General features: G+C 56.4%; 16 protein-coding genes and 1 other RNA gene. 14 read left to right on the top strand and 3 right to left on the bottom strand.

Annotation, left to right across the window (positions count from 1 at the left end; translation table 11 throughout):
• Positions 1 to 41: 41 nt before the first annotated feature.
• On the bottom strand, positions 42 to 941 hold the full coding sequence (xerD, locus tag EKL30_RS09060; protein WP_199748517.1) for a site-specific tyrosine recombinase XerD: 900 nt from the start codon (positions 939 to 941) through the stop codon (positions 42 to 44).
• Between the two features lie 269 nt (positions 942 to 1,210).
• Here xerD and modA point away from each other — a divergent pair, with 269 nt between their 5' ends.
• Genes modA through EKL30_RS09045 form a run of 3 tightly spaced genes read left to right on the top strand, consistent with a single transcriptional unit; the run spans position 1,211 to position 3,356 of the window.
• Complete coding sequence (gene modA, locus EKL30_RS09055) at positions 1,211 to 1,966, top strand: molybdate ABC transporter substrate-binding protein (protein ID WP_126706884.1); 756 nt, start codon at positions 1,211 to 1,213, stop codon at positions 1,964 to 1,966.
• Between the two features lie 11 nt (positions 1,967 to 1,977).
• A complete protein-coding gene (modB, locus tag EKL30_RS09050) occupies positions 1,978 to 2,667 on the top strand; it encodes a molybdate ABC transporter permease subunit (protein ID WP_126706883.1) in 690 nt (229 codons plus the stop codon).
• A gap of 5 nt (positions 2,668 to 2,672) precedes the next feature.
• Entirely contained in the window at positions 2,673 to 3,356 is a 684-nt protein-coding gene (locus tag EKL30_RS09045) for an ABC transporter ATP-binding protein (protein ID WP_370246246.1), read from the top strand.
• Here EKL30_RS09045 and EKL30_RS09040 read toward each other — a convergent pair.
• Positions 3,353 to 4,183 (bottom strand): TOBE domain-containing protein, encoded by an 831-nt coding sequence (locus EKL30_RS09040; RefSeq protein ID WP_126706881.1) that lies wholly within the window; start codon positions 4,181 to 4,183, stop codon positions 3,353 to 3,355. The two genes, EKL30_RS09045 and EKL30_RS09040, sit on opposite strands and share 4 nt — an antisense overlap.
• Before the next feature lie 139 nt (positions 4,184 to 4,322).
• On the opposite strand from EKL30_RS09040, the gene EKL30_RS09035 reads away from it, so the two are divergent.
• The 9 genes from EKL30_RS09035 to EKL30_RS08995 all read left to right on the top strand — a co-directional run bounded on the left by EKL30_RS09035 (position 4,323) and on the right by EKL30_RS08995 (position 16,333).
• Positions 4,323 to 6,980 carry a PD-(D/E)XK nuclease family protein gene (locus tag EKL30_RS09035; RefSeq protein WP_126706880.1) on the top strand — a complete coding sequence of 886 codons (2,658 nt, stop codon included), beginning with the start codon at positions 4,323 to 4,325 and terminating at the stop codon, positions 6,978 to 6,980.
• Positions 6,970 to 10,299 (top strand): exodeoxyribonuclease V subunit beta, encoded by a 3,330-nt coding sequence (locus tag EKL30_RS09030; protein WP_126706879.1) that lies wholly within the window; start codon positions 6,970 to 6,972, stop codon positions 10,297 to 10,299. The genes EKL30_RS09035 and EKL30_RS09030 overlap by 11 nt, the downstream gene beginning before the upstream one ends.
• 83 nt (positions 10,300 to 10,382) lie before the next feature.
• Positions 10,383 to 10,480: signal recognition particle sRNA small type (gene ffs / locus EKL30_RS09025), an RNA gene on the top strand.
• A 100-nt stretch (positions 10,481 to 10,580) separates the two neighbouring features.
• The gene (locus EKL30_RS09020) at positions 10,581 to 12,641 is read left to right on the top strand and encodes a DNA polymerase III subunit gamma/tau (RefSeq protein ID WP_126706878.1); all 2,061 of its coding nucleotides are present in this window, start codon (positions 10,581 to 10,583) and stop codon (positions 12,639 to 12,641) included.
• A 35-nt stretch (positions 12,642 to 12,676) separates the two neighbouring features.
• Positions 12,677 to 13,003 (top strand): YbaB/EbfC family nucleoid-associated protein, encoded by a 327-nt coding sequence (locus EKL30_RS09015; RefSeq protein ID WP_126706877.1) that lies wholly within the window; start codon positions 12,677 to 12,679, stop codon positions 13,001 to 13,003.
• On the top strand, positions 13,003 to 13,611 hold the full coding sequence (gene recR, locus EKL30_RS09010) for a recombination mediator RecR (RefSeq protein WP_126706876.1): 609 nt from the start codon (positions 13,003 to 13,005) through the stop codon (positions 13,609 to 13,611). The genes EKL30_RS09015 and recR overlap by 1 nt, the downstream gene beginning before the upstream one ends.
• Positions 13,612 to 13,694: 83 nt before the next feature.
• Positions 13,695 to 14,735, top strand: coding sequence for an ABC transporter substrate-binding protein (locus tag EKL30_RS09005; RefSeq protein ID WP_126706875.1), 1,041 nt, complete (start codon positions 13,695 to 13,697; stop codon positions 14,733 to 14,735).
• The gene (locus tag EKL30_RS09000; RefSeq protein ID WP_126706874.1) at positions 14,728 to 15,537 is read left to right on the top strand and encodes an ABC transporter ATP-binding protein; all 810 of its coding nucleotides are present in this window, start codon (positions 14,728 to 14,730) and stop codon (positions 15,535 to 15,537) included. The genes EKL30_RS09005 and EKL30_RS09000 overlap by 8 nt, the downstream gene beginning before the upstream one ends.
• Position 15,538: 1 nt before the next feature.
• Positions 15,539 to 16,333, top strand: a complete 795-nt coding sequence (locus EKL30_RS08995; RefSeq protein ID WP_126706873.1) for an ABC transporter permease — start codon at positions 15,539 to 15,541, stop codon at positions 16,331 to 16,333.
• A 104-nt stretch (positions 16,334 to 16,437) separates the two neighbouring features.
• On the opposite strand, the gene tal is transcribed toward EKL30_RS08995, so the two are convergent.
• The gene (tal, locus tag EKL30_RS08990) at positions 16,438 to 17,397 is read right to left on the bottom strand and encodes a transaldolase (protein WP_126706872.1); all 960 of its coding nucleotides are present in this window, start codon (positions 17,395 to 17,397) and stop codon (positions 16,438 to 16,440) included.
• A 167-nt stretch (positions 17,398 to 17,564) separates the two neighbouring features.
• On the opposite strand from tal, the gene carA reads away from it, so the two are divergent.
• Together carA and carB are read left to right on the top strand one after the other, a co-directional pair.
• Complete coding sequence (carA, locus tag EKL30_RS08985; protein ID WP_199748524.1) at positions 17,565 to 18,719, top strand: glutamine-hydrolyzing carbamoyl-phosphate synthase small subunit; 1,155 nt, start codon at positions 17,565 to 17,567, stop codon at positions 18,717 to 18,719.
• Between the two features lie 9 nt (positions 18,720 to 18,728).
• Positions 18,729 to 21,971: a carbamoyl-phosphate synthase large subunit gene (carB, locus tag EKL30_RS08980; RefSeq protein ID WP_126706871.1), complete on the top strand. Its 3,243-nt coding sequence runs from the start codon at positions 18,729 to 18,731 to the stop codon at positions 21,969 to 21,971.
• Positions 21,972 to 21,981 lie beyond the last annotated feature (10 nt).

Genomic DNA, 21,981 nt, shown 5'->3' with positions numbered 1-21,981 from the left:
AATGGCGGCGGCCAAGGTTTTGTCAAAAAACGGCGCGAACGTCAGGCGCGCGGATGGTGTTTTGCATGTAGCGCTTTAAGCCTCTCACGAGCCACATGAGTATATATTTGTGTCGTCGAAATATCGGCGTGGCCCAGTAGCATCTGCACGACGCGCAGGTCGGCGCCGTGGTTTAGCAGGTGGGTAGCGAAAGCGTGTCTTACGACATGGGGCGACAACGGCGTAAGGATATCAGCCTGGGCCGCGTGTTTTTTTACAATGAGCCAGAAAGATTGGCGCGTCATCGAGGCGGCCCTTGCCGTTACAAACAGTGCATCGCAACGGCGGGGACCCAGCAGTTCGGGACGAGCCTGCTTCAAATAGAGTTCGATCCAGTGTTGAGCCTCATCGCCAAGCGGCACAAGCCGGTCTTTTCCGCCCTTGCCCAGATTGACTCGTACCACGCCTTCCGTCAGGCTGACGTCCAGAACATTAAGGCTGATCAGTTCACTTACGCGCAAGCCCGTGGCATACAAGGTCTCCAGCATGGCCCGGTCGCGCAGCCCCAGCGTGCTCTTCTCGTTGGGTGCTTGCAACAGCGCGTCCACTTGGTCCTCTGACAGCGTTTTGGGAAAGCGTGCCGCCTGTTTGGCAGCGCGCAAGGTCAGGCAGGGATCCTTGCTTACCTGGCCGTGGCGCAGCGCCCAAAGGTAGTAGCGCCGCAGTGCCGCCAGACGCCGATTGGCGGTGGTGGCTTTGCTGCTGGTATGCCTGGCAGCAAACCAGTCCTGAATGTCATCGGCGCCGGCCTGCTCGAGCGCTTTGCCTTTCTTCGCATGCAGCCATAGCGCAAAGCTGCCAAGGTCGCGCCGGTAGGCCGACAGCGTATTTTGTGCTAGGCCGTCCTCCAGCCAGATGGCGTCAATGAATGTGTCGATGGAAGCGGGCGGTAAGAAAGCCAAAGTTATATTGCACCCAAATGAAAGGACGGACGGACAGGGGACGAACGGTTGGCCGGCATAGGCCAGCCTCGCGCCTTCGAGTGGATATCTTATCTCAGTGCAACGTTCCGGGAAAATTCGTTATTGTGCCGACCCGGATCGTAGATCCGAAGTAGGAAGGGCTAGCAAGCGAGGGCCGCTGTCTGGCCGGTTTGACTATCGTTATATAGCTATATATATTGCGGAACTACAGAGCGAAACAGTTCATAACGATGGTTAGGAGAGCAGTAATGAAATCAAGACTGTTTATGGCAACCGCGTTGTGCGCCCTGATTGGAATGAATGCAAGTGCCCGGGCTGATAATGTCCTGGTTTCTGCGGCGTCCAGCTTGACGAATGCCTTCACTGAACTCACGATTCAGTTTCAGCAGAAGCATCCCGGCACGAAGGTATTGATGAGCTTTGCCGGCTCCGATGTCCTCGCGCAGCAAATTGTGCAGGGCGCTCCAAGCGATGTATTTGCCTCGGCCGATCAGCAGGCAATGGACAAGGCTGTCAAAGCCAAAGTCATCAATCCGACGTCGCGGAAAGACTTTGCGCGCAATGAAGTGGTACTGGTCGTTCCCGTCAGCAACCCGCTTAATATCAAGTCGCTCGCAGATCTCAAAGGTAGCGGTGTCAAGCGCGTGGCCTTTGGGAATCCGGCTACGGTGCCGGCAGGGCGTTATACCAAGGCGGCACTCGAGCATTCCGGCAACTGGAACATGGTGAAGCAGCGTGAAGTCCTGGGTCAGAATGTACGGCAGGTTCTGGACTATGTGGCACGTGGCGAGGTCGATGCTGGTTTTGTGTATTCAACCGATGCATTGGCCATGGGTGACAAGGTTAAGGTCATTGAGTTGATTCCGTCTCCTGTGCCGGTGCTGTATCCGATCGCCTTGGTTCAGCGCGCCAATCGGCATCCTCTTGCGGCAGAATTCCTAACCTATGTACTCTCGCCAGAGGGTCAATCGGTTCTGGCTAAATATGGTTTTGCGAAACCCTGAGCGCTGTATGCATGAGTAGTCTCAGCGTCCCTTTATTGCTCTCGCTGAAGGTGGCTGGCTGGGCGGCATTTTTTGCTGCAATCCTCGGTGTGACCGCCGCATACGGGCTGTCACGCTGGCAGTCGCGATGGTGTGACGTAATCGATTCGCTGCTTACCTTGCCTATGGTGCTCCCGCCTACTGTCATCGGCTATTACCTCTTGGTGCTTTTTGGGCGTCGCGGTTGGTTGGGGCAATTCCTTGATGAGTGGGGAATCCAGCTGATATTTACCTGGCAAGGCGCAGTCATTGCAGCCACCGTGGTGGCGTTCCCCATGGTTCTGAAAGCCGCACGTGCGGCGTTCGAAGGGGTGGACCACACGCTCGAGGACGCTGCGCGGGTGTTGGGCATCAGTAATTGGGGCGTGTTTTTCAGAATTACTTTGCCGCTCGCGATGCGAGGAGTGCTTGCCGGCATCTTGCTGGCCTTCGCCCGTGCCCTCGGAGAATTCGGTGCCACGCTGATGATCGCCGGAAGTATCCCGGGACGCACCCAGACCCTTTCAATCGCTATCTATGAGGCAGTCCAGGCCGGTAAAGACGGTGTGGCATTAAGCCTGGTGCTGATAACCTCCATTACCTGCGTTATTGTGCTTTGGATAGCAAGCCAGTTAATGCCGAATCGATCCCGCCTAATAGGCTCGGGAGATCGCTTGCGATGATAAGCATGCATATAAAGCGTCGAGTACTGGCGGGCAAGCGTGAATTTCTGCTGGAAATCGAATTGGAATCGAAGGGATCGCGCATTGCCTTGTTTGGCCCATCGGGCTCGGGCAAAACGCTGACGATCCAGGCCATAGCGGGCCTGCTGCGCCCGGATAGCGGCTTTATTCGGGTGAACGGTACTACTTTCTATGATTCGGAATCGGCGACTTGCCTCTCACCCCAAGATCGTCGCCTGGCTTACCTGCAACAAGACTATGGTTTATTTCCTCATCTGACTGTCGCGCAGAATATTGCGTTCGGCTTAAGGAAGGGTTGGTTCAACATGCGGCGCAAGGGCTTGCCGGAAGCGGCTCGGCAATGGGCCGAAGATTTTGAGCTTGGATCGGTTCTAAATAGTTATCCCGCCGAAATATCCGGAGGTCAGAAGCAACGTGTTGCGCTGGCTCGGGCCCTGGCGGTGCAACCGAGCCTGATGTTGCTCGATGAACCATTGGCGGCATTGGACGCCGGTTTGCGTCTGCGAACCCGCGACCGACTTGCCGGGCTGCAGGCGAGCCTGAATATTCCCACCATCCTGATTACTCATGATCCTGACGATGCCATCGCGCTCGCAGACCATGTGTATGAAATTGAGAATGGCAGGATTGTCCGGCATTGCCGTCCGGATCAGTTGACGATTCCTTAGTCCAATACGCCGAGCATGACGCTGGATGCCTTGAAAATCGCATAGGCGGCTTGTTCTTCTTTTAGATCCATGGACTCAAGGCTTTCTTTACTGAGCATTGCCGCAATGATCTGGCCTTGTTCCAACGCTATGCTGACTTCGGCATTCACGGCTCCGGTGACGATACGGTTAACGGTTCCCTGTAATTGATTGCGGGCCGAAAGCCTGAGGTCTCCGCCGGGCAAACCGACGATCACCGAAGACGCCTGAATAAAGGCAATTGCCCGTTTTCCCGGATACAGGTCAAGGCTTTGTACACTTTCTTTGCTTATGGTGGCGATTATCTGAATCCCGTCGCCCACTGTCAGCGCGACTTCATCATTTATCGCACCGGGGCTGATGTGGTCGACGACACCTAGTAGCTTGTTGCGCGCTGAAGTTTCAATCATCATATGTTGCATAAGCTCCAGATTTTGAAAACACTCGTTATTTGCCCTGGACAGCAAAGCAATGAATCGCTTGTGCTCCTGATTTACAGCTTGATAAAGCCTTATCAGCTCGTGGGCTCGTTTGGTCAGCTTGGCGCCGCCTCCGTGCGGTCCACCGATGGAACGTAAAACCAGTGCTTCGCCCGCCAAATTATTCATGGTGTCCACGGCGTCCCATGCGGCTTTATAACTTAGCCCTATCTTCCTGGCCGCCGCGGTGATCGAACCTTCTTGCCCGATCGCGTCGAGCAATGCCATGCGTTTTTGATTGCCCCAGCTGTGTTGCCCCGAACGTAAGGATATCGCACCGCTAAGTTCTATGGCGGGAGCATTTGGCGAGATGCTGTTTGACTTGGTCATAAGCTAGTGTAAGCCGTGCCTTACATTTATCCAATCTTCATTCGTCTGGAGCAGCAAGCCAAATGTGCGCCGTCGTTTTCGCTGGGGTCTTTCTCGTTAGAATGGTGCTATTGCTTACTGACTTGGTGCCACCGGAATAATGATTGCAACCTTCAGGCCTATCTCCTTGGCTTCTTTGCCGGAGCTCCATGCTGGCACCACCTTGATTCTGACGGTCAACAATCGGCATGCCCGTCGTATTCTGGCGGAACTCTCCTCCCGTTTGACGGAAACCCGCAAAGTGATGGCGGTGCCCGACATCATGCCTTTGTCAGGATGGCTGGCTCATATCGCCGATCAGCTTTCTTTTGTGCCCGAGGCCGGGTTGGCGGCGCACACTCTTGATGCCTTCGGCTCCCAGTTTCTGTGGCAAAGGGTGATCGCCGAGGCCGAGTCTGACCACGTATTGCTCGATGTTTCCCAGGCTGCCCGTCTGGCGGCCCAGGCGGACCATTTATTGGACGAATGGCGTATACAGGTGCCTTCAGAGGTCGAGACGACCGATTATCAGCGTTTCAACGTATGGCGCGCGCGTTATCGTAAGCTGTTGCTCGAGCTTGATATCGAGGATGGCAACGTTGCCTACCAAAGAATTCATGATGCCATCAGCAATGGCCTGCTTGAAATGCCATTTTCAACGTTGGTGCTTGCCGGATTCAACGAAGTCTCACCGCGTTTTTCCAGTTTGCTGACCGCACTGCAACGACAGGGTATCGAGTTGCTCGCGTTGGAACAAGGTGAAAACCCGGCAGAACGGGTGCGCCGAGTCGTAGCGGCTGACCCCGATAAAGAATGGACCTTGGCCGCGCAATGGGCCGCGGGCCAGCTTAAGGAGGATCCTACCGGTCGGTATGCCATTGTGGCGGCTCGCCTTGAAGCCGATGTTGTGTTGGCTCATCGCAGTTTGCGTGCGGCGCTTGGCGCCGATGCGAATGGCGAACCGCTTCCTTACAACATCGCCGTTGCGCGCCCTTTGTCCGAGTGGCCGCTCGTCCGCGCCGCGCTCGCCTGGCTTCGAGTGATGGCCCAGCTTGCACAAAAAAAGCATTGCGAGCCGATTGAGCTAGGACAGGCATTGTTGGCAGGCGGCTGTGCTGGCGGTCAGCAGGAAGCGTCTGGCCGTGCCACGATCGACGCTGTCTGGCGCAAACAGGCAAAGATCAACGTCGCGATGGCGGATTTCGCAGACTTGCTCGGGCAACATACTCCCCAATTGGCACTGGCCTGGAGGCAGTGTATAAGCCTCTGGCCCGATGACACCGGTTCAGCGGCGATCGACATCTGGGCAGCACGTTTTCGCCGATGGCTGGAGGCTCTTGGTTTTCCCGGGCAAAATCGGCTCGACAGTCACGCTTATCAGGTGGTGGAAGCATTCGATGGCCTAATAGACCGTTACGCCCGGCAGGCTCCAGCGGCCGGGGCTACCGGGTTTGGCACGGCGGTGGCCATGCTGGCCCGATTGGCCCGCGAAACACCGTTTCAGCCGCAGCGCGATCCGGCTGCGCGCCTCGACGTACTCGGTTTCCTCGAGTCTGAAGGCGGACGCTGGGACGGCATTTGGGTATTGGGCCTTACCGACGACGTTCTGCCTGCTGTCCCCAAGCCAAATCCTTTCATTCCGTTGGCGGCACTGCGTCTGGCCAATGCTCCGCGAGCCACTCCCGAACGCGAACTCCATTGGGCTCGTACGATGTACCAAGCCTTGCTCAATTGTGCACCCGACATTTTGTTCAGCCATGCCCAGCACGAAGGCGAAAGCGAGCTGCGTCCCAGCCCTTGTATTGCCGATCTGGAAATATCGCAGCGCGAAGTTGCTCCGGTAACGCAAGCGCAATGCCTTCTGGAATTCGTGCAGGATGACCAGGGCCCACCCCTTACCGCTGGCAGCATCACTCGGGGAGGCATAGGCGTAATCGATACCCAGGCACGCAATCCATTATGGGCTTTTGTAAAGTACCGGCTCGGCGCGAGCCAGCTGGCCGACTATGCTGACATCTCGGACCAAAACGCTAGGGGTGTGTTCCTGCATCGCGCCATAGAGCTCGTGTGGCGGCTGGTGCCCGATCAGCAAGCTCTTAACGATCTGCATCATGGCGGCAGACTGACCGGTTTGCTTGAACAAGCAGTGGCGCAGGCGGCAGACGAGTGTCTGCAAGACTACGGTGAGGTATTGCGTTCGCTGGAGTCCTGCCGGGCTCTTCGAGTGCTCGCCGATTGGCTTATGCTCGAAATGAGGCGCAAGGCCTTTCGGGTGCGCGACGTGGAACAAAAATACCAGTGGTCGCACGGCGCGCTTGAGCTTAGCCTGCGTCTCGACCGTATCGACGAACTGCATGACGGCCGCCTGGCTGTAATCGACTACAAGGCGGGCGATGCCGGCATAGATCCAAAGTCCGACTGGATGCGCCCGCGGCCGGTGGGTCTGCAGTTGCCCTTTTACGCAGCAGTGTTGGCTGGCGAAGACCAGACGGTTGCCGCGCTTGTTCTGGCAAGGCTGCATGCCAGGGAAGTCAATCTGAAAGGCCTGGTCGACGGCGATTACGGTCTTGACGGCTTGTCGGCAGTGCAGGAATGGCCCGCTTTCACCGACTATACCTGGAATGGGTTGATGGCCGAATGGCGCCGTACCATCGAAGGTCTTGCAGACGAATATGCAAACGGTGTCGCCTGCAATCAAAGCCTGCGTGCAGACGATATAAAGTATTGCGACGTTCTGCCGTTTTTGCGTCTAACCGAGGAATACCAGCGTGTCGATTAAACAGCCCAGCGACAGTGCCGTTCGTGAGGCCGCCGTCGATCCGACGAAGTCCTTTATCATTCAGGCGCCTGCGGGATCCGGCAAAACCGAGCTTCTAACCGATCGAATACTGGCACTATTGGCGACCGTGAACCGGCCCGAAGAAATCGTGGCAATCACCTTTACCCGCAAGGCGGCATCGGAAATGCATGCCCGGGTACTAAGCAAGCTTGCCGCAGGCTGCGGGCCTTGTCCCGCCGAGGAATATAGGAAGCGCAGTTGGCAACTGGCTCGCAAGGCCATGCAGCGCAACGATGATCTGGGCTGGAATCTTCTACAGTACCCGGCGCGCCTGAGCATCCGCACCATAGATTCGTTCTGTACTTATCTGGTGCGGGCTATGCCGTGGCTCAGCTCTCTGGGCGGTTTGCCTGCCATTGCCGACAACGCCGAACAGCACTACGACGCGGCGGCCAAAGCCACGCTTTCCATGGCCGACGAGAACGAATCCGTTGCAAAGTTCATCTCGCATCTGGATGTCAATAGGCAAAGTGCTCAAAATTTGTTGGCCAGTATGCTGGCCAGCCGTGATCACTGGCTGCCGCTGCTGGCTTCCGGCAGTGACGTCGACCAGTTGCTGGAGAATCTGGACAAAGCGGTTGAAATCGATTTGCAGCGCTTGACTCAGTCCATGCCTGTGGGTTGGGCACCGTCCCTGGCACCTTTGGTATCCCGTGCCGCAAGTGTCTTGGCCAGCAAAGGTATACAGGCCGAGTGCTGCGTTCTGGAAGACTGGGAAGGAACACCGTTCGGCACCGATATTTCGTGCCTGCCGCAGTGGCAGGCATTGGCCAGCATGCTGCTTACCAAAGACAACAAGCTCAGGCGTACGGTTAATATCAGTCAGGGATTCGAGCCTAAATCTGCCTATAAAGACGATTTTATCGCCTGGATCAAGGCAATGCCCGAGTCCGATCCATGGATTGCCGCGCTAGCCGACCTCCGTAGCGCTCCGTGCCATGGTTATAGCGATGAGCAACAGGAAATCCTGCGTGTGCTGATCGAAGTGCTGTGGCTGGCGGCCGCCCAATTGAATGTCCGCTTCACCGAAACCGCTGAGGTCGACTTCACTGAAATTTCGCGGCGCGCACTTGAAGCCTTGGGAAGGGTGGACGACCCCAGTGATCTGCTGCTTGCTTTGGACACGGTGATCCGCCACATATTGGTCGACGAATTCCAGGACACCAGCCAGTCTCAGATCGAGTTGCTTGAGCGCCTTACCTCCGGGTGGATGCCCGATGATGGCCGCACGCTGTTTCTGGTGGGCGATCCCATGCAATCGATTTATCGCTTTCGGAAAGCGGAAGTGGGCCTGTTCCTGACAGTAAAAGAGCAGGGTCTGGGTGAGGTTTCACTGATTCCGCTTGAGCTCAAGGATAACTTTCGTTCTCAGGCCGGTCTGGTCGAATGGGTCAATAAAACCTGCAAGCCGATTTTTCCAAAAGAGGATCACTCCGGGCTGGGCGCAATACGCTATACCGCTTCCGTTGCGTTCAACGAAGAGGTCGAGGGCCTTGGCGTCGAGTTCCACCCTGTCTGGACCCTCAAAGGCAAGCAAGCCGAAGAGGCGTGCGATCCGGTCGCTACCGCAGAGTCCATTGCGATACAGCTGGCCAAGGAGGCCTTGGGGCGAAATCCCGAAAGCGAACATCCTGTGGCCATCCTGGTGCGGGCGCGTTCGCATCTTGACAGCATAGTGCATCGTCTGGCTCAACAGAACATTCCCTGCCGCGCCGTAGAACTGGTGTCTCTGAAATCTCGACAGGCCGTGATTGATGCCGCTCAACTGGCCCGAGCCTTATCGCATCCTGCGGATCGCTTGGCATGGTTGTCAGTTCTTCGCTCACCATTATGCGGTCTTACTTTAGCCAGTTTGCATGCCTTGTGTGGTACCGATCTGCACACGACCATACCCGTGTTGCTTTCCAGATGGTTGGCGCACGATTGCGAAGGCCTGGCGGATCTCGACCCTGTCGAAGCCCGACGAATGCGCCATGCGGCGACAGTGCTGCTCGACGATAGCAATATGTCGGGATCGATTCCCTTTGCCGCATGGCTGGAACAATGTTGGCAGCGCCTGGGCGCCCCTGGCGTCTACAGCAGCCAAAGCGATTCAGCCGATATCGAGCGCCTGTTTCGCTTGATCGAAGAGTTGGCGCCTTACGGCAACCTCGATCCACTTGAACTGGATAGCAAGCTGGAGAAACTCTACGCCGCGCCCAATAGCAGCGGACGAGCCGTAGAGGTCATGACCATACACAAGTCCAAGGGGCTGGAGTTCGATACCGTCATTCTGGCTGGCCTGCATCGCCGTCCCAAGGCCGATACGTCGCCTTTGATGCGTTTCGAGCACAGCGGCGGGGAACTCTTGCTGGGGCCGATTAAGCACAAGGTCTCCGACGAACACGATCCGGTATCCGTGTATTTGGCAGGTCGTGACAAGAAACGCGGGGCCTACGAGGCTGACCGGCTTTTATATGTGGCCTTGACGCGTGCCCGTGAACAATTGCACCTCATCGGCGTAGTCGGCATTGAAGAGGGGGGCGAGATAAAGAAGCCAGAGGCAACCTCCTTGCTGGGCCGCTTATGGGATCATATGAAGGCGCCTCAGATTCCCGATCTGACCGAGCTTGGCATCACCGGCTCGGATGTTCCGGAGGCATCCCGGCCCGAACGATTGTTAGTGCGCAGGCCTGAGGAATCTCTTCCGGTAGAAGCAGCGCCATCCGAGGAAAAGCGGCACGCCAGCGCCTGGAATTGGCGCCCTGATTCGGGGTACGAGGCCACAATTGGCACAGTCGCTCACGCATGGCTCGAACGTATCGGCAAAGAGGGGCCGGAATACTGGACAGTGGAGCGCGTCGAGTCCTGTTTGCCGGTGTTTCGCAAGCAACTGAGCCGGGCCGGACTTGTGGGTACGGCCATCGATCCCGCTGCAGAGGTATTGCGTGAAACGTTGGTGGCGACGCTGGCAAGTCCGAAGGGTCAGTGGCTGTTATGGGCGGCACGCGCTCATAGGGAATGGTCACTTCTTGATGTTAGCGGGCGTGTTTCCGTGATCGATCTGGCGATATCCCAGGAGCAGGACTGGCTGGTAGTCGATTACAAAACCGGCATACCGCGCAACGACGAAAGTAGCGATGCTTTCGCCCAGCGCATGCGTGAACGCTATCGTGAACAGATTGAACGCTATTGCGCGCACGTCAGTGCGCTGGACGGTCGTCCTGCGCGTGGTGCTCTTTACTTCCCAAGGGCCGATGTATGGGTCGATTACGGCTAACGATAAGCTGAGATTCGGCACGTTTGCTCAATCGCAGGGGTTTGCGGCCCCTGTGCAGTCAAACTCCTGTTAAACTCTTTTCTGGCGGGCCCCTTCGCATGGTCCGGCGGTGAAACTGGTCAGGTCGGGAACGAAGCAGCCATAGTCGCTTAGGATCAGTGCCGAAGTCAGGCTCGCCTTCTTGTTTTTCTCGTTGTCTCCCTCCAAATACCCCAAGCGCGCGACTAATCCGGTACACTTTTCGTTTATCGTTCGATAACTTCCGGCTTTTAGCTTTTTGCATGACTTATCTGGTATTGGCGCGTAAATGGCGGCCACGTTCGTTTGACACCCTTATTGGTCAGGACCATGTAGTCCGGGCCCTGACGCACGCCTTGTCCACCCAGCGCTTGCATCATGCATGGTTGTTTACCGGCACACGAGGCGTAGGTAAGACCACACTCTCGCGTATTCTCGCCAAGTCGCTTAACTGCGAAGCCGGCATTACGGCGACCCCTTGTGGCGTTTGTCGCGCCTGCACAGAAATCGATGAAGGTCGTTTTGTTGATTATGTAGAGCTCGACGCGGCTTCTAACCGCGGCGTCGAAGAAATGACCCAGCTGCTCGAGCAAGCGGTATACGCGCCAGGCAGCGGCCGATTCAAAGTCTACATGATCGACGAAGTCCACATGCTGACGGGGCATGCGTTCAACGCCATGTTGAAGACGCTCGAAGAGCCGCCGCCCCACGTTAAATTCATTCTTGCCACAACCGATCCCCAAAAAATACCGGTAACGGTCTTGTCACGCTGCCTGCAGTTCAATCTGAAGCAAATGACAGCGGAATCCATCGTTGCTCACCTCCAGAGCGTACTTGCTCAGGAATCGATGCCGTTCGAAACGCCTGCCCTGCGTTTGTTGGCGCAAGCTGCCTCGGGCTCGATGCGCGACGCGCTATCGCTGACCGATCAGGCCATCGCCTACAGTGCGGGCGATCTTACCGCCGAAGCCGTACAAGGTATGTTGGGCACGATCGATCATCGTCACTTGGTGGATTTGCTGCAAGCGCTGGCAGTAGGTGATGCCGTTCAAGTTTTGCGCGTCGCCGACGAACTTGCCGCGCGTGGTTTATCGTATTCGGGAGCGCTGGCCGACTTGGCCGTCCTGCTATCGCGCGTCGCTATCCAGCAGCGTATACCAGGCACCATCCCCGCCGACGATCCACAGGCTGAAGATATTGTGCAGCTGGCCGCGCGCCTGCATCCTGATCAAGCACAGCTGTTTTATTCGGTGGCAGTGCATAGTCGCCAGGAACTTTCTCTGGCCCCCGACGAGTACGCTGGATTTGTCATGGCGTGCCTGCGCATGCTGGCGCTAGTTCCCATCGGTACCGTGCCGCCACCCAGTCCCCCCTCATTGCCGTCAGGCTCTGCTGTCGAATCGTCGCCGGGCGGCGCAGCTGCCGCGGAGCCCCAGGTTCAGGCGGCCGCGGCCGTGGCCGAACCGGCTGCGATGGCATCAAGGGCCACGTCGGTTGTGCCGCCTGCCATGGTTGCGACGCCGCCAGTATCGCCTCCTGTTCCACTGCAAGCCGCTAACGATGCCGCCCCAGTCACCTTTGCGCCAGACGACATTCCCGCTTGGGAAGACGAGCCGTCGGCGTCTGTGGCAGGCGTCGACGCCCCCGCACCGGAAAGCGTCGTTCAGCCAGATATAAAGCCGGATTCCCCTGCCAAGTCAGTTTTTGCTGCAGTCGAACAAAACACTGAATTTGAAACCCTCGAGCCCGAAGCGTTCGAAACACTTCATTTTCAGGATGCCGATTCTGCCGACGACGGACATTTTGAACCGGTTGAGATGGGCGATCCTGGGTTCGAGATTCAGGATTCTGCCATCGAAGCCTCGGTCGAGCTCGCCGCGCCGGTATTCACTGCAGAGCGCAAGAAGACCAAGTCTCCACGTCTGCGTAACATGACGGCTCAGGCATGGCCCGCCCTGGCGGCGTCTTTGCCCGTAACCGGACTGGCCGCCGAACTCGCGCGGCAAAGCGAGTGGCTCGACCTGAAGGGCGATCAAGTCAACTTGCGCGTCGCCATTCGGACCCTTGCCGAAAGTCCGGGACGGGCACGTTTGTGTACTGTGCTGTCCGAGCACTTTGGCACGGTGGTTCAGCTTAATGTGGAATACGGCGCAACCGGTGACGAAACCGCTCACGCGGTCGAGCAGGCGCAAAAAGTCGTGCGACAGCAAAACGCCGAGCAGGCCGTTGCGGCTGACCCATTCGTACAAACTCTTATCAGTGAATTCGGCGCTAAGGTGGTGCCCGGATCCATTAGCGCCGTGCCCCTGACTCGGGCTGCATAGTCGCTACTTATTCTTTTACTTCAGGAATGTAAATCATGATGAAAGGTCAGATAGCCGGTTTGATGCGCCAAGCGCAACAAATGCAGGAAAACATGAAAAAGGCTCAGGATGCTCTCGCCGATATTGTTGTCGAAGGCAGTTCCGGCGGCGGGCTCGTCAAAGTGTCCATGACTTGCCGGCACGACGTCAAACGGGTCACGATTGATCCCAGTCTGCTCGCAGACGACAAAGACATGCTCGAGGATCTGGTTGCCGCCGCGTTCAACGATGCACTGCGCAAGGCTGAATCCACCTCACAAGAGAAAATGTCTGCTGTGACGGCCGGTATGCCTTTGCCTCCGGGAATGAAGCTGCCATTCTGATGGACGAACAGCTGCCCGAGCCCGAGCCGCTCAAAGCGCTGATCGACGCATTGCGCCGCTTGCCTGGCGTGGGAGTACGCTCGGCCCGACGTATGGCGTACCATCTGCTTCAACATGACCAGGCCGGTGCCGATCAGCTCAGTCGAGCCTTGGCCAATGCCGTGCAAGGCTTGCGTCATTGCACCCGATGCAATGGATTTTCTGAAGACGAAGTCTGCGCGACCTGCAGCAATCCCAAACGCGATCCGGCAGTGCTTTGTGTGGTCGAAACTCCGGCCGACCAGAACATGATTGAATCGAGCCACGGCTACCGTGGCTTGTATTACGTGCTGATGGGGCGGCTTGCGCCCCTCGAAGGTGTGGGTCCCGACGAGCTTCAGTTCGATCGCTTGATCCGGCGCGCCTCCGATGGTGTCGTGCAAGAAGTCATTCTTGCCACCAACTTCACGGCAGAGGGCGAAACGACGGCCCATTACCTGTCCGAGCTGCTCGGTGCACAGGGATTATCCGTGACCCGGCTGGCTCGTGGGGTTCCCGCTGGAAGCGAGCTCGAGTATGTCGATGCAGGCACAATTGCGTGGGCCTTGATGGAAAGACGCAGCACCTGAACTCGGCTGGGGCATATACCGATAAGGAAACCCGGCATTCTCGGGTAATATGTAAAAAAATTAACATCTCAAGGAGACATTGCATGTCTATATCTCGTCGCGATCTACTAAAGTTGGCCGGTGTTGCAGGTGCAGCGAGCGTTGCGCCCGGAATCGTCCAGGCTCAACAGCTTGAAAAAAAGGACGTGGTCATTGCCGTCGGTGGCCAGGCGCTTATTTATTACCTGCCATTGTCCATTGCCAATATCAAGGGCTATTTCAAGGAAGAAGGGCTCAATGCCCAGATCGTCGATTTCGCGGGCGGTTCAAAGGCCTTGCAAGCAGTTGTCGGCGGCAGCGCTGATGTCGTTTCAGGTGCGTTTGAACACACCATAACCTTGCAGTCCAAGGGTCAGGCATACCGCGCGTTTGCTCAGCAGGGGCGTGCCCCGATGATCGTGCTGGTCGTGTCGAACAAGACCATGGCCGACTACAAGACGCCAGCCGACTTGAAAGGCAAGAAAATCGGCGTTACGGCGCCCGGCTCCTCTACCAACATGATGGTCAGTTTTTTCCTGGCCCAACACGGTCTGAAGCCCACCGATGTATCGTTCATTGGTGTAGGCGCGGGCGCTGGCGCCATTACGGCAATGCGTACGGGTCAAATCGACGCCATGGCCAACCTGGATCCCGTAATCAGCACCCTGATCAAGGAAAATGCCGTCAAAGCCATTGCCGATACTCGTACCCTGAAAGATACGATGCAAATTTTCGGTGGCAATATGCCATCGGGTTGCCTGTACACGTCTCAGGAATTTATCGACAAGAACCCAAATACCACACAGGCCTTGGCCAATGCCATCGTACGCGCCGACAAGTGGATACAGTCTGCCAGCCCGGAAGAAATTGCGGCGGTCGTACCTAAAACTTATTTGCTGGGCGACCCCGACCTTTACAAGCTTGCACTTGCCGGCAATAAAGAAGCCTTGTCGCCGGATGGCAGCGTACCAGAAGACGGTCCGCAAACCGCATTAAAGGCCCTGACAGCCTTTGTGCCTAATTTCCCCGCCGACAAGATCGACGTTTCAAAAATCTGGACCAACGATTTCGTGGCCAAAGCCAATAAAAAGTATCCGAATGCCTGACGCTGCACTATTGCTTGACAACATTACCTGCACATTCGCTTCCCACGACGGCGGCAATAATGGATATACCGCGGTAAAGGAGGCTTCTATCTCCATTGCCCCCGGCGAGTTCGTCTCGGTGGTAGGGCCAACTGGCTGCGGCAAGTCCACGCTACTGAATGTCGGGGCCGGCTTGCTGGCGCCGTCATCGGGCGAAGTGAAAGTGTTTGGTAAAACGCTGCAAGGCGTAAATCACCGTGCTGGCTATATGTTCCAGGGCGAAGCGCTCATGCCCTGGCGTAGCGCTTTGTCGAACATAACCGCCGGCCTTGAATTCGCTAATGTCGCCACCGCAGAGGCTCAGGAGCTCGGGCGCGAATGGATGAAACGAGTGGGGCTGGGCGGCTTCGAGAACCGCTATCCGCACCAAATGTCTGGGGGTATGCGCAAGCGCACCATGTTGGCCCAGACCTTGATTCGCGACCCTGACATCATCCTCATGGACGAGCCGTTCTCCGCGCTCGATATCCAGACACGCCAGTTGATGGAAAACGAAGTTCTCGATATCTGGATGACGCAGCGCAAGGCAGTGCTATTCATCACGCACGATCTAGACGAAGCGATAGCCATGAGCGACAGGGTGGTGGTGTTGTCCGCGGGCCCGGGTACGCACCCCATCGGAGAATTCGATATTGATATTCCCCGCCCCCGGGACGTGGCCGAGGTGCGCAGCCACCCACGGTTCATCGAGCTGCACAAGGCGATCTGGGATGTCTTGCGTGAAGAAGTGTTAAAGGGCTATGCCCAACAAAAGCGGGCCTAAGATGTCGAAGTCAAATAAATCTAACTCCTTCACCATGCGGTTCTGGCAGATTCTCCTTTTGGTAATCGTGCTGGCCGCATGGCATTTTGCATCCCGTGACAAAAACTTTGCCTTTTTCTTCGGCCAACCCATTGAGGTCGCCAGGGTTATCTGGATGTGGTTTGTAGGCAATGCCGACATCTACCGCCACCTGGGCGTGACGCTGACGGAAACGGTACTGGCATTTGTCATTGGAACCGTCGCTGGCCTGGGCTTTGGGTTGTGGCTAGGCCTGTCTCGCGGCGCCAGTGCTTTGCTCGATCCCTACATTACTGCCGCGAATTCGATGCCTCGCGTTATTCTCGCGCCAATTTTTGGAATGTGGTTTGGATTGGGTATCTGGTCCAAGGTTGCGCTTGCCGTAACACTGGTGTTTTTTATCGTTTTCTTCAACGTGTACCAAGGGGTGCGGGAAGTCAGCTCCACGTTGCTGGATAACGCACGCATGTTGGGTGCCAACCGTAAACAGCTATTGCGCCATGTTTATATACCTTCGGCAACAAGCTGGGTGTTTTCCAGTTTGCATACGTCGGTCGGCCTGGCATTCGTGGGGGCCGTCGTTGGCGAATACCTGGGCTCGGCTAGTGGTGTTGGCTATCTGATTCTGCAAGCCGAGGGTACGCTCGACGTCAATACCGTGTTTGCGGGTATTGTCGTCTTGACTGTGTGCGCACTAATACTCGATGGCATGGTTACCCTGTTCGAAGACAGAGTCTTATCCTGGAAGCCAAAAGCGGGGGAAACCGAGAAGCTCTAAGGTTTTGCCAAGCGAGGACAAGCGGGCCGGACTAGCCGAAATGGCGTTAATCCGGCCCTTTTTTTTGTCGGTAGTCGAAGCGAGGCGCCAGGATACCTTTGATGCTACCCTTGCCGCGCCGTGGAAATCAGCGCGTCGAGCTTGATGCCGTCTGCCGCGAATAGCCGTATGCCCTCGGCCAGTTTTTCGGTCGCCATCGCGCTCTGGTTCATCTCGCTGCGGAATGCGACCTCGTTACTTGCCATCCATTCTGGAGCATGCGCTTTGGAGGTCTCGGGATCGAGCTGTCGCGGTAGCGGATCGGTACTGGCGGCGAGCTGGGCCAGGAGCTCGGGGCTGATCGTTAGCAGATCGCAGCCCGCTAAAGCCTGTATCTGACCGATATTACGGAAGCTCGCGCCCATGATTTCGGTTGGAATATCGTAGGACTTAAAATAGTCGTAGATTTGTTTTACCGACTTCACGCCTGGGTCGGCTGTGCCGGCATTGGCGGCTTCGTCCCATTGCTCGCCCGCTGACTTCTTGTACCAATCGTAAATACGGCCGACAAAAGGCGAAATCAGTTGCGCTTTGGCCTGCGCGCAAGCCAAGGCCTGGGGCAAGGCGAACAGCAGAGTCATATTGCAGCGTATCCCTTGGGCCTGCAGTATCTTGGCAGCCTGTATGCCTTCCCAGGTCGAAGCCAGCTTGATCAGGACTCGCTCACGCGGGATTCCCGCACGTTCGTATATTTCGATAATTTGATGTGCGCGTTCGATGCTGGCTTGCGTGTCGAAAGAAAGCCTTGCGTCCACTTCAGTGGAGACGCGCCCGGGCACGATTTGTAAAATTTCACGTCCGAACGCGACCAGTAAATGGTCGACGATTTCGCTGGCAGGACGCTGACCATGATCGGTGACTACTTTTTCCAGCAGGTGGCGATACTCTTCCTTCTGTACGGCCTTGAGAATAAGTGACGGATTGGTCGTGGCGTCAGTAGGCCGATGGATGCGTATGGCTTCGAAATCGCCGGTGTCAGCAACGACTGTAGTGAACTGTCGCAAGGACTCGAGTTGGTTGGGCATAGTAGTAGTCACACCGATTAAACAGTACAGGTTAGTGTCTGGTAATGTAGACCATTTTCGTAGCATGCACAGGCCGATACGGGTATTTACTGACCGTTCTTCAAGCGGTCTTCGTCTCAAGGTATAATCCGAAGGTTTACTTATTGACTTTACAACCGGGGTTTACAGTGCTGCCGTCACTCTTTCCTGAGGAACCGAACAGGTCTCCTTCTGCAATCCTTGCCTTGGCAGACGGTACCATCTTCAAGGGTGTCTCTATCGGCGCCGATGGTTATTGCGTCGCCGAAATCGTCTTCAACACCTCCATGACGGGCTATCAGGAAATCCTGACCGATCCCAGCTACAACGGGCAGATCGTTACATTAACGTATCCGCACATCGGAAATACTGGCGTCAATCTCGAAGACGTCGAATCCAGTCGTATTCATGCCGCAGGTCTCGTAGTACGGGATTGTTCCTTGCGCGTGTCGAATTTCCGCGCCACACAGTCATTGCCCGACAACCTCAAGGCCGAAGGCATAGTTGCCATTTCCGGCGTCGATACCCGCAAGCTCACGCGTATATTGCGCGAAGGTGGTGCTCAGGGGGCCTGCATCCTTGTGGGCGACGATGCCGAACGTGCTGTCCAGCTTGCCAAGGGTTTTCCTGGCATGTCCGGCCAGGATCTGGCCAAAGTCGTGTCCACCAAGACAACCGAAAATTGGGACCAGGGCACCTGGCAATTGGGTCGCGGCTTCAGCCAGCCCGAAACGGGCGCCTACCATGTTGTCGCATACGACTACGGAATCAAGACCAATATCCTTCGACTACTGGCCGATCGTGGATGCCGTATCACGCTCGTACCGGCTCAGACGCCGGTCGAAGATGTACTGGCTCTGGAACCCGATGGAATTTTCTTGTCCAATGGTCCTGGCGATCCGGGGCCTTGCCTTTACGCCATCGACGCCTGCAAGGCGGCTTTAGAACAAAAAATACCGTTATTCGGTATTTGTCTGGGCCAACAGATCCTGGGTCTGGGGCTCGGAGCCAAGACAATCAAAATGAAAACCGGCCACCACGGGGCCAATCATCCGGTTCAAGATCTGGACACCGGACGGGTCTTCATTACGAGTCAGAATCATGGCTTCAACGTCGATGCCGATACCCTGCCGGCCAACGCCCGCATCACGCATCTGTCGCTTTTCGACGGAACAGTGCAAGGGTTCGAGCTTACCGATAGCCCAGCATTTTGTTTCCAGGGCCATCCCGAAGCCAGTCCCGGCCCACACGATATCGTGGTCCTATTCGACAAATTCATCAGCCTCATGGCCGGACAAAAATAATTCAGCATTATGCCAAAGCGTTTAGACATAAAAAGTATTCTTATCATTGGGGCGGGTCCGATCATTATTGGTCAGGCGTGCGAATTCGACTACTCCGGCGCACAAGCCTGCAAGGCCCTCAAGGCCGAGGGTTATCGCACCATTCTGGTCAATAGCAATCCGGCCACCATCATGACGGACCCGGAAACCGCCGATGTCACCTACATCGAGCCCATTACCTGGGAAGCGGTCGAGAAAATCATCGAACGCGAGAAGCCCGACGCCTTGTTGCCCACCATGGGCGGCCAGACAGCGCTTAACTGTGCACTCGACCTGGTCCACAAAGGCGTACTGGAAAAGCACGGCGTCGAACTCATAGGCGCCAACGAACACGCCATCGAGAAGGCCGAAGACCGCCAGAAATTCAAACAGGCCATGACCAAAATCGGTCTTGAGTCTGCTAAATCGGGCGTCGCTCACACCCTTGATGAAGCCTGGGAAGTTCAGCGGCGCATCGCCAGGGAAGCCAATGTTTCAGGCTTTCCAGTGGTCATACGTCCCAGCTTCACCATGGGCGGCTCGGGTGGCGGCATCGCCTACAACAGTGAAGAATTCGAAACGATTTGCCGGCGCGGCCTGGAAGCATCGCCTACCAGCGAGCTGCTGATCGAAGAGTCCTTGTTAGGCTGGAAAGAATACGAGATGGAAGTTGTGCGCGACAGCGCCGACAACTGCATTATTATTTGCTCCATCGAAAACCTCGACCCTATGGGCGTACATACCGGCGACTCGATTACCGTGGCGCCTGCGCAAACCTTGACCGACAAGGAATACCAGATCATGCGTAACGCATCGATCGCGGTATTGCGAGAAATTGGCGTCGATACCGGCGGCTCTAACGTGCAGTTTGCCGTCCACCCCGGTACCGGCCGCATGATTGTCATCGAGATGAACCCGCGCGTGTCGCGGTCGTCCGCGTTGGCTTCCAAAGCGACTGGTTTTCCCATCGCCAAAGTGGCCGCGCGGCTTGCCGTCGGGTACACGCTCGACGAACTGCGTAATGAAGTCACGGGCGGCGCTACGCCCGCGTCGTTTGAACCGTCAATCGACTATGTGGTTACCAAGGTGCCACGATTCGCCTTCGAAAAGTTTCCCGCTGCCGATTCGCGCCTGACCACGCAAATGAAATCCGTGGGCGAAGTCATGGCCATTGGCCGGACCTTTCAGGAGTCTTTCCAGAAAGCGTTACGAGGGCTTGAAGTCGGAGTCGACGGGCTCAACCAGAAAACGACCGACCGCGAAAAACTGCAGGTTGAATTAGGCGAACCCGGACCCGAGCGTATCTGGTATGTGGGCGACGCCTTTGCTCAGGGTTTCACCCTCGAAGAAGTTCATGGCCTCACGCATATCGACCCCTGGTTCCTGGCCCAAATAAAAGAAATTGTCGATATCGAACTGGCGCTGGAACAAAAGACACTTGCCGACCTTGATTACGACACCGTGTGGCAATTGAAACGTCGCGGCTTCTCTGATCGCCGTCTGGCATTTCTGCTTGATACGTCCGAAACTGAAGTCCGTAAGTTGCGCCATCAGCTTGGCGTACGTCCCGTCTATAAACGGGTCGATACCTGCGCTGCCGAGTTCGCCACGAGTACGGCTTATATGTACTCCACTTACGAAGACGAATGCGAATCAGCCCCGACCGATCGTCAAAAGATCATCGTTCTGGGCGGCGGTCCCAACCGCATCGGACAAGGCATTGAGTTCGACTATTGCTGTGTCCATGCATCGCTGGCGCTGCGGGAAGATGGCTACGAAACCATCATGGTCAATTGCAATCCGGAAACCGTTTCGACCGATTACGATACGTCCGATCGCCTGTATTTCGAGCCGGTAACGCTCGAAGACGTTCTGGAAATCGTCCACAAAGAAAAGCCGGTCGGCGTGATCGTGCAATATGGCGGCCAGACTCCGCTAAAGCTGGCTCGTGCCTTGGAAGCCAATGGGGTGCCCATCATCGGTACCAGCCCGGAATCCATCGACGTTGCCGAAGATCGTGAGCGTTTCCAAAAGCTGCTTACCAAGCTCGGCCTGCGCCAGCCGCCTAATCGCACCGCCCGTACCGAGGGCGAAGCCCTGGCCCATGCCGCCGAAATTGGTTATCCGCTAGTTGTACGTCCCAGCTATGTATTGGGCGGACGCGCTATGGAAATCGTTCACGAGCAGCAAGACCTCGAGCGCTACATGCGTGAAGCGGTCAAGGTCAGCAATGATTCTCCTGTCCTGCTTGACCATTTCCTGAACAATGCAACCGAGGTCGATGTCGACTGCATTGCCGATGGCGAAACCGTCTTTATCGGCGGCGTCATGGAACACATCGAGCAGGCGGGTGTGCACTCAGGCGATTCAGCATGCAGTTTGCCTCCGTATTCGCTCTCGGCTGAAGCTATCACTGAAATCAAGCGCCAGACCTCGCTTATGGCTCGTGCTCTTAATGTCAAAGGTTTGATGAACGTGCAGTTCGCCATCCAGGATGGCGACGTGTATGTACTGGAAGTAAACCCACGGGCATCGCGTACCGTGCCTTATGTCTCAAAAGCGACCGGGCTGCAGCTGGCCAAGATCGCAGCAAGGGCCATGGCCGGCAAGACGCTTGCCGAGCAGGGTATACACAAAGAAATCGTTCCCACGTATTTCTCAGTCAAAGAAGCGGTATTTCCTTTCGTGAAATTCCCCGGTGTAGACACCATACTTGGCCCGGAAATGAAGTCTACGGGCGAAGTCATGGGTGTGGGCGAAAGTTTCGGCGAGGCTTTCGTCAAATCGCAGTTGGCTGCGAGCGTCTTGTTGCCTGAATTTGGTACGGCGTTCATCAGTGTGCGCGAACAAGACAAGCCGCGTGCCGTCGAAGTTGCACGCGGTCTTATTACGCTGGGTTTCAAGATTGTCGCCACGCGTGGTACTGCCATGGCATTCGAGGCGGCAGGCCTTGACGTTCAAGTTGTCAACAAGGTAACTGAAGGTCGTCCGCATATTGTCGACATGATCAAGAATGGTGAAGTTGCCCTCGTGATCAACACTGTCGAAGAGCGGCGCAACGCCATTGCCGATTCGCGCATGATACGGATTAATTCGTTGGCGGCCCGAGTCACCTTCTTTACGACGATCGCCGGGGCATGTGCCGCAGTAGAAGGCCTTCAGTATCTGCGTCAGGGGGGCGGCCTAAAAGTCTATTCTTTGCAAGATCTGCACGCCGGTTTGCCTAGCCAATAGGCCGGGCCTT

Origin of the sequence: Candidimonas sp. SYP-B2681 (assembly GCF_003971065.1) — a bacterium.
Classification (GTDB): Bacteria; Pseudomonadota; Gammaproteobacteria; order Burkholderiales; family Burkholderiaceae_B; genus Pollutimonas.
This window is presented reverse-complemented; position numbering and strand designations above follow the sequence as displayed.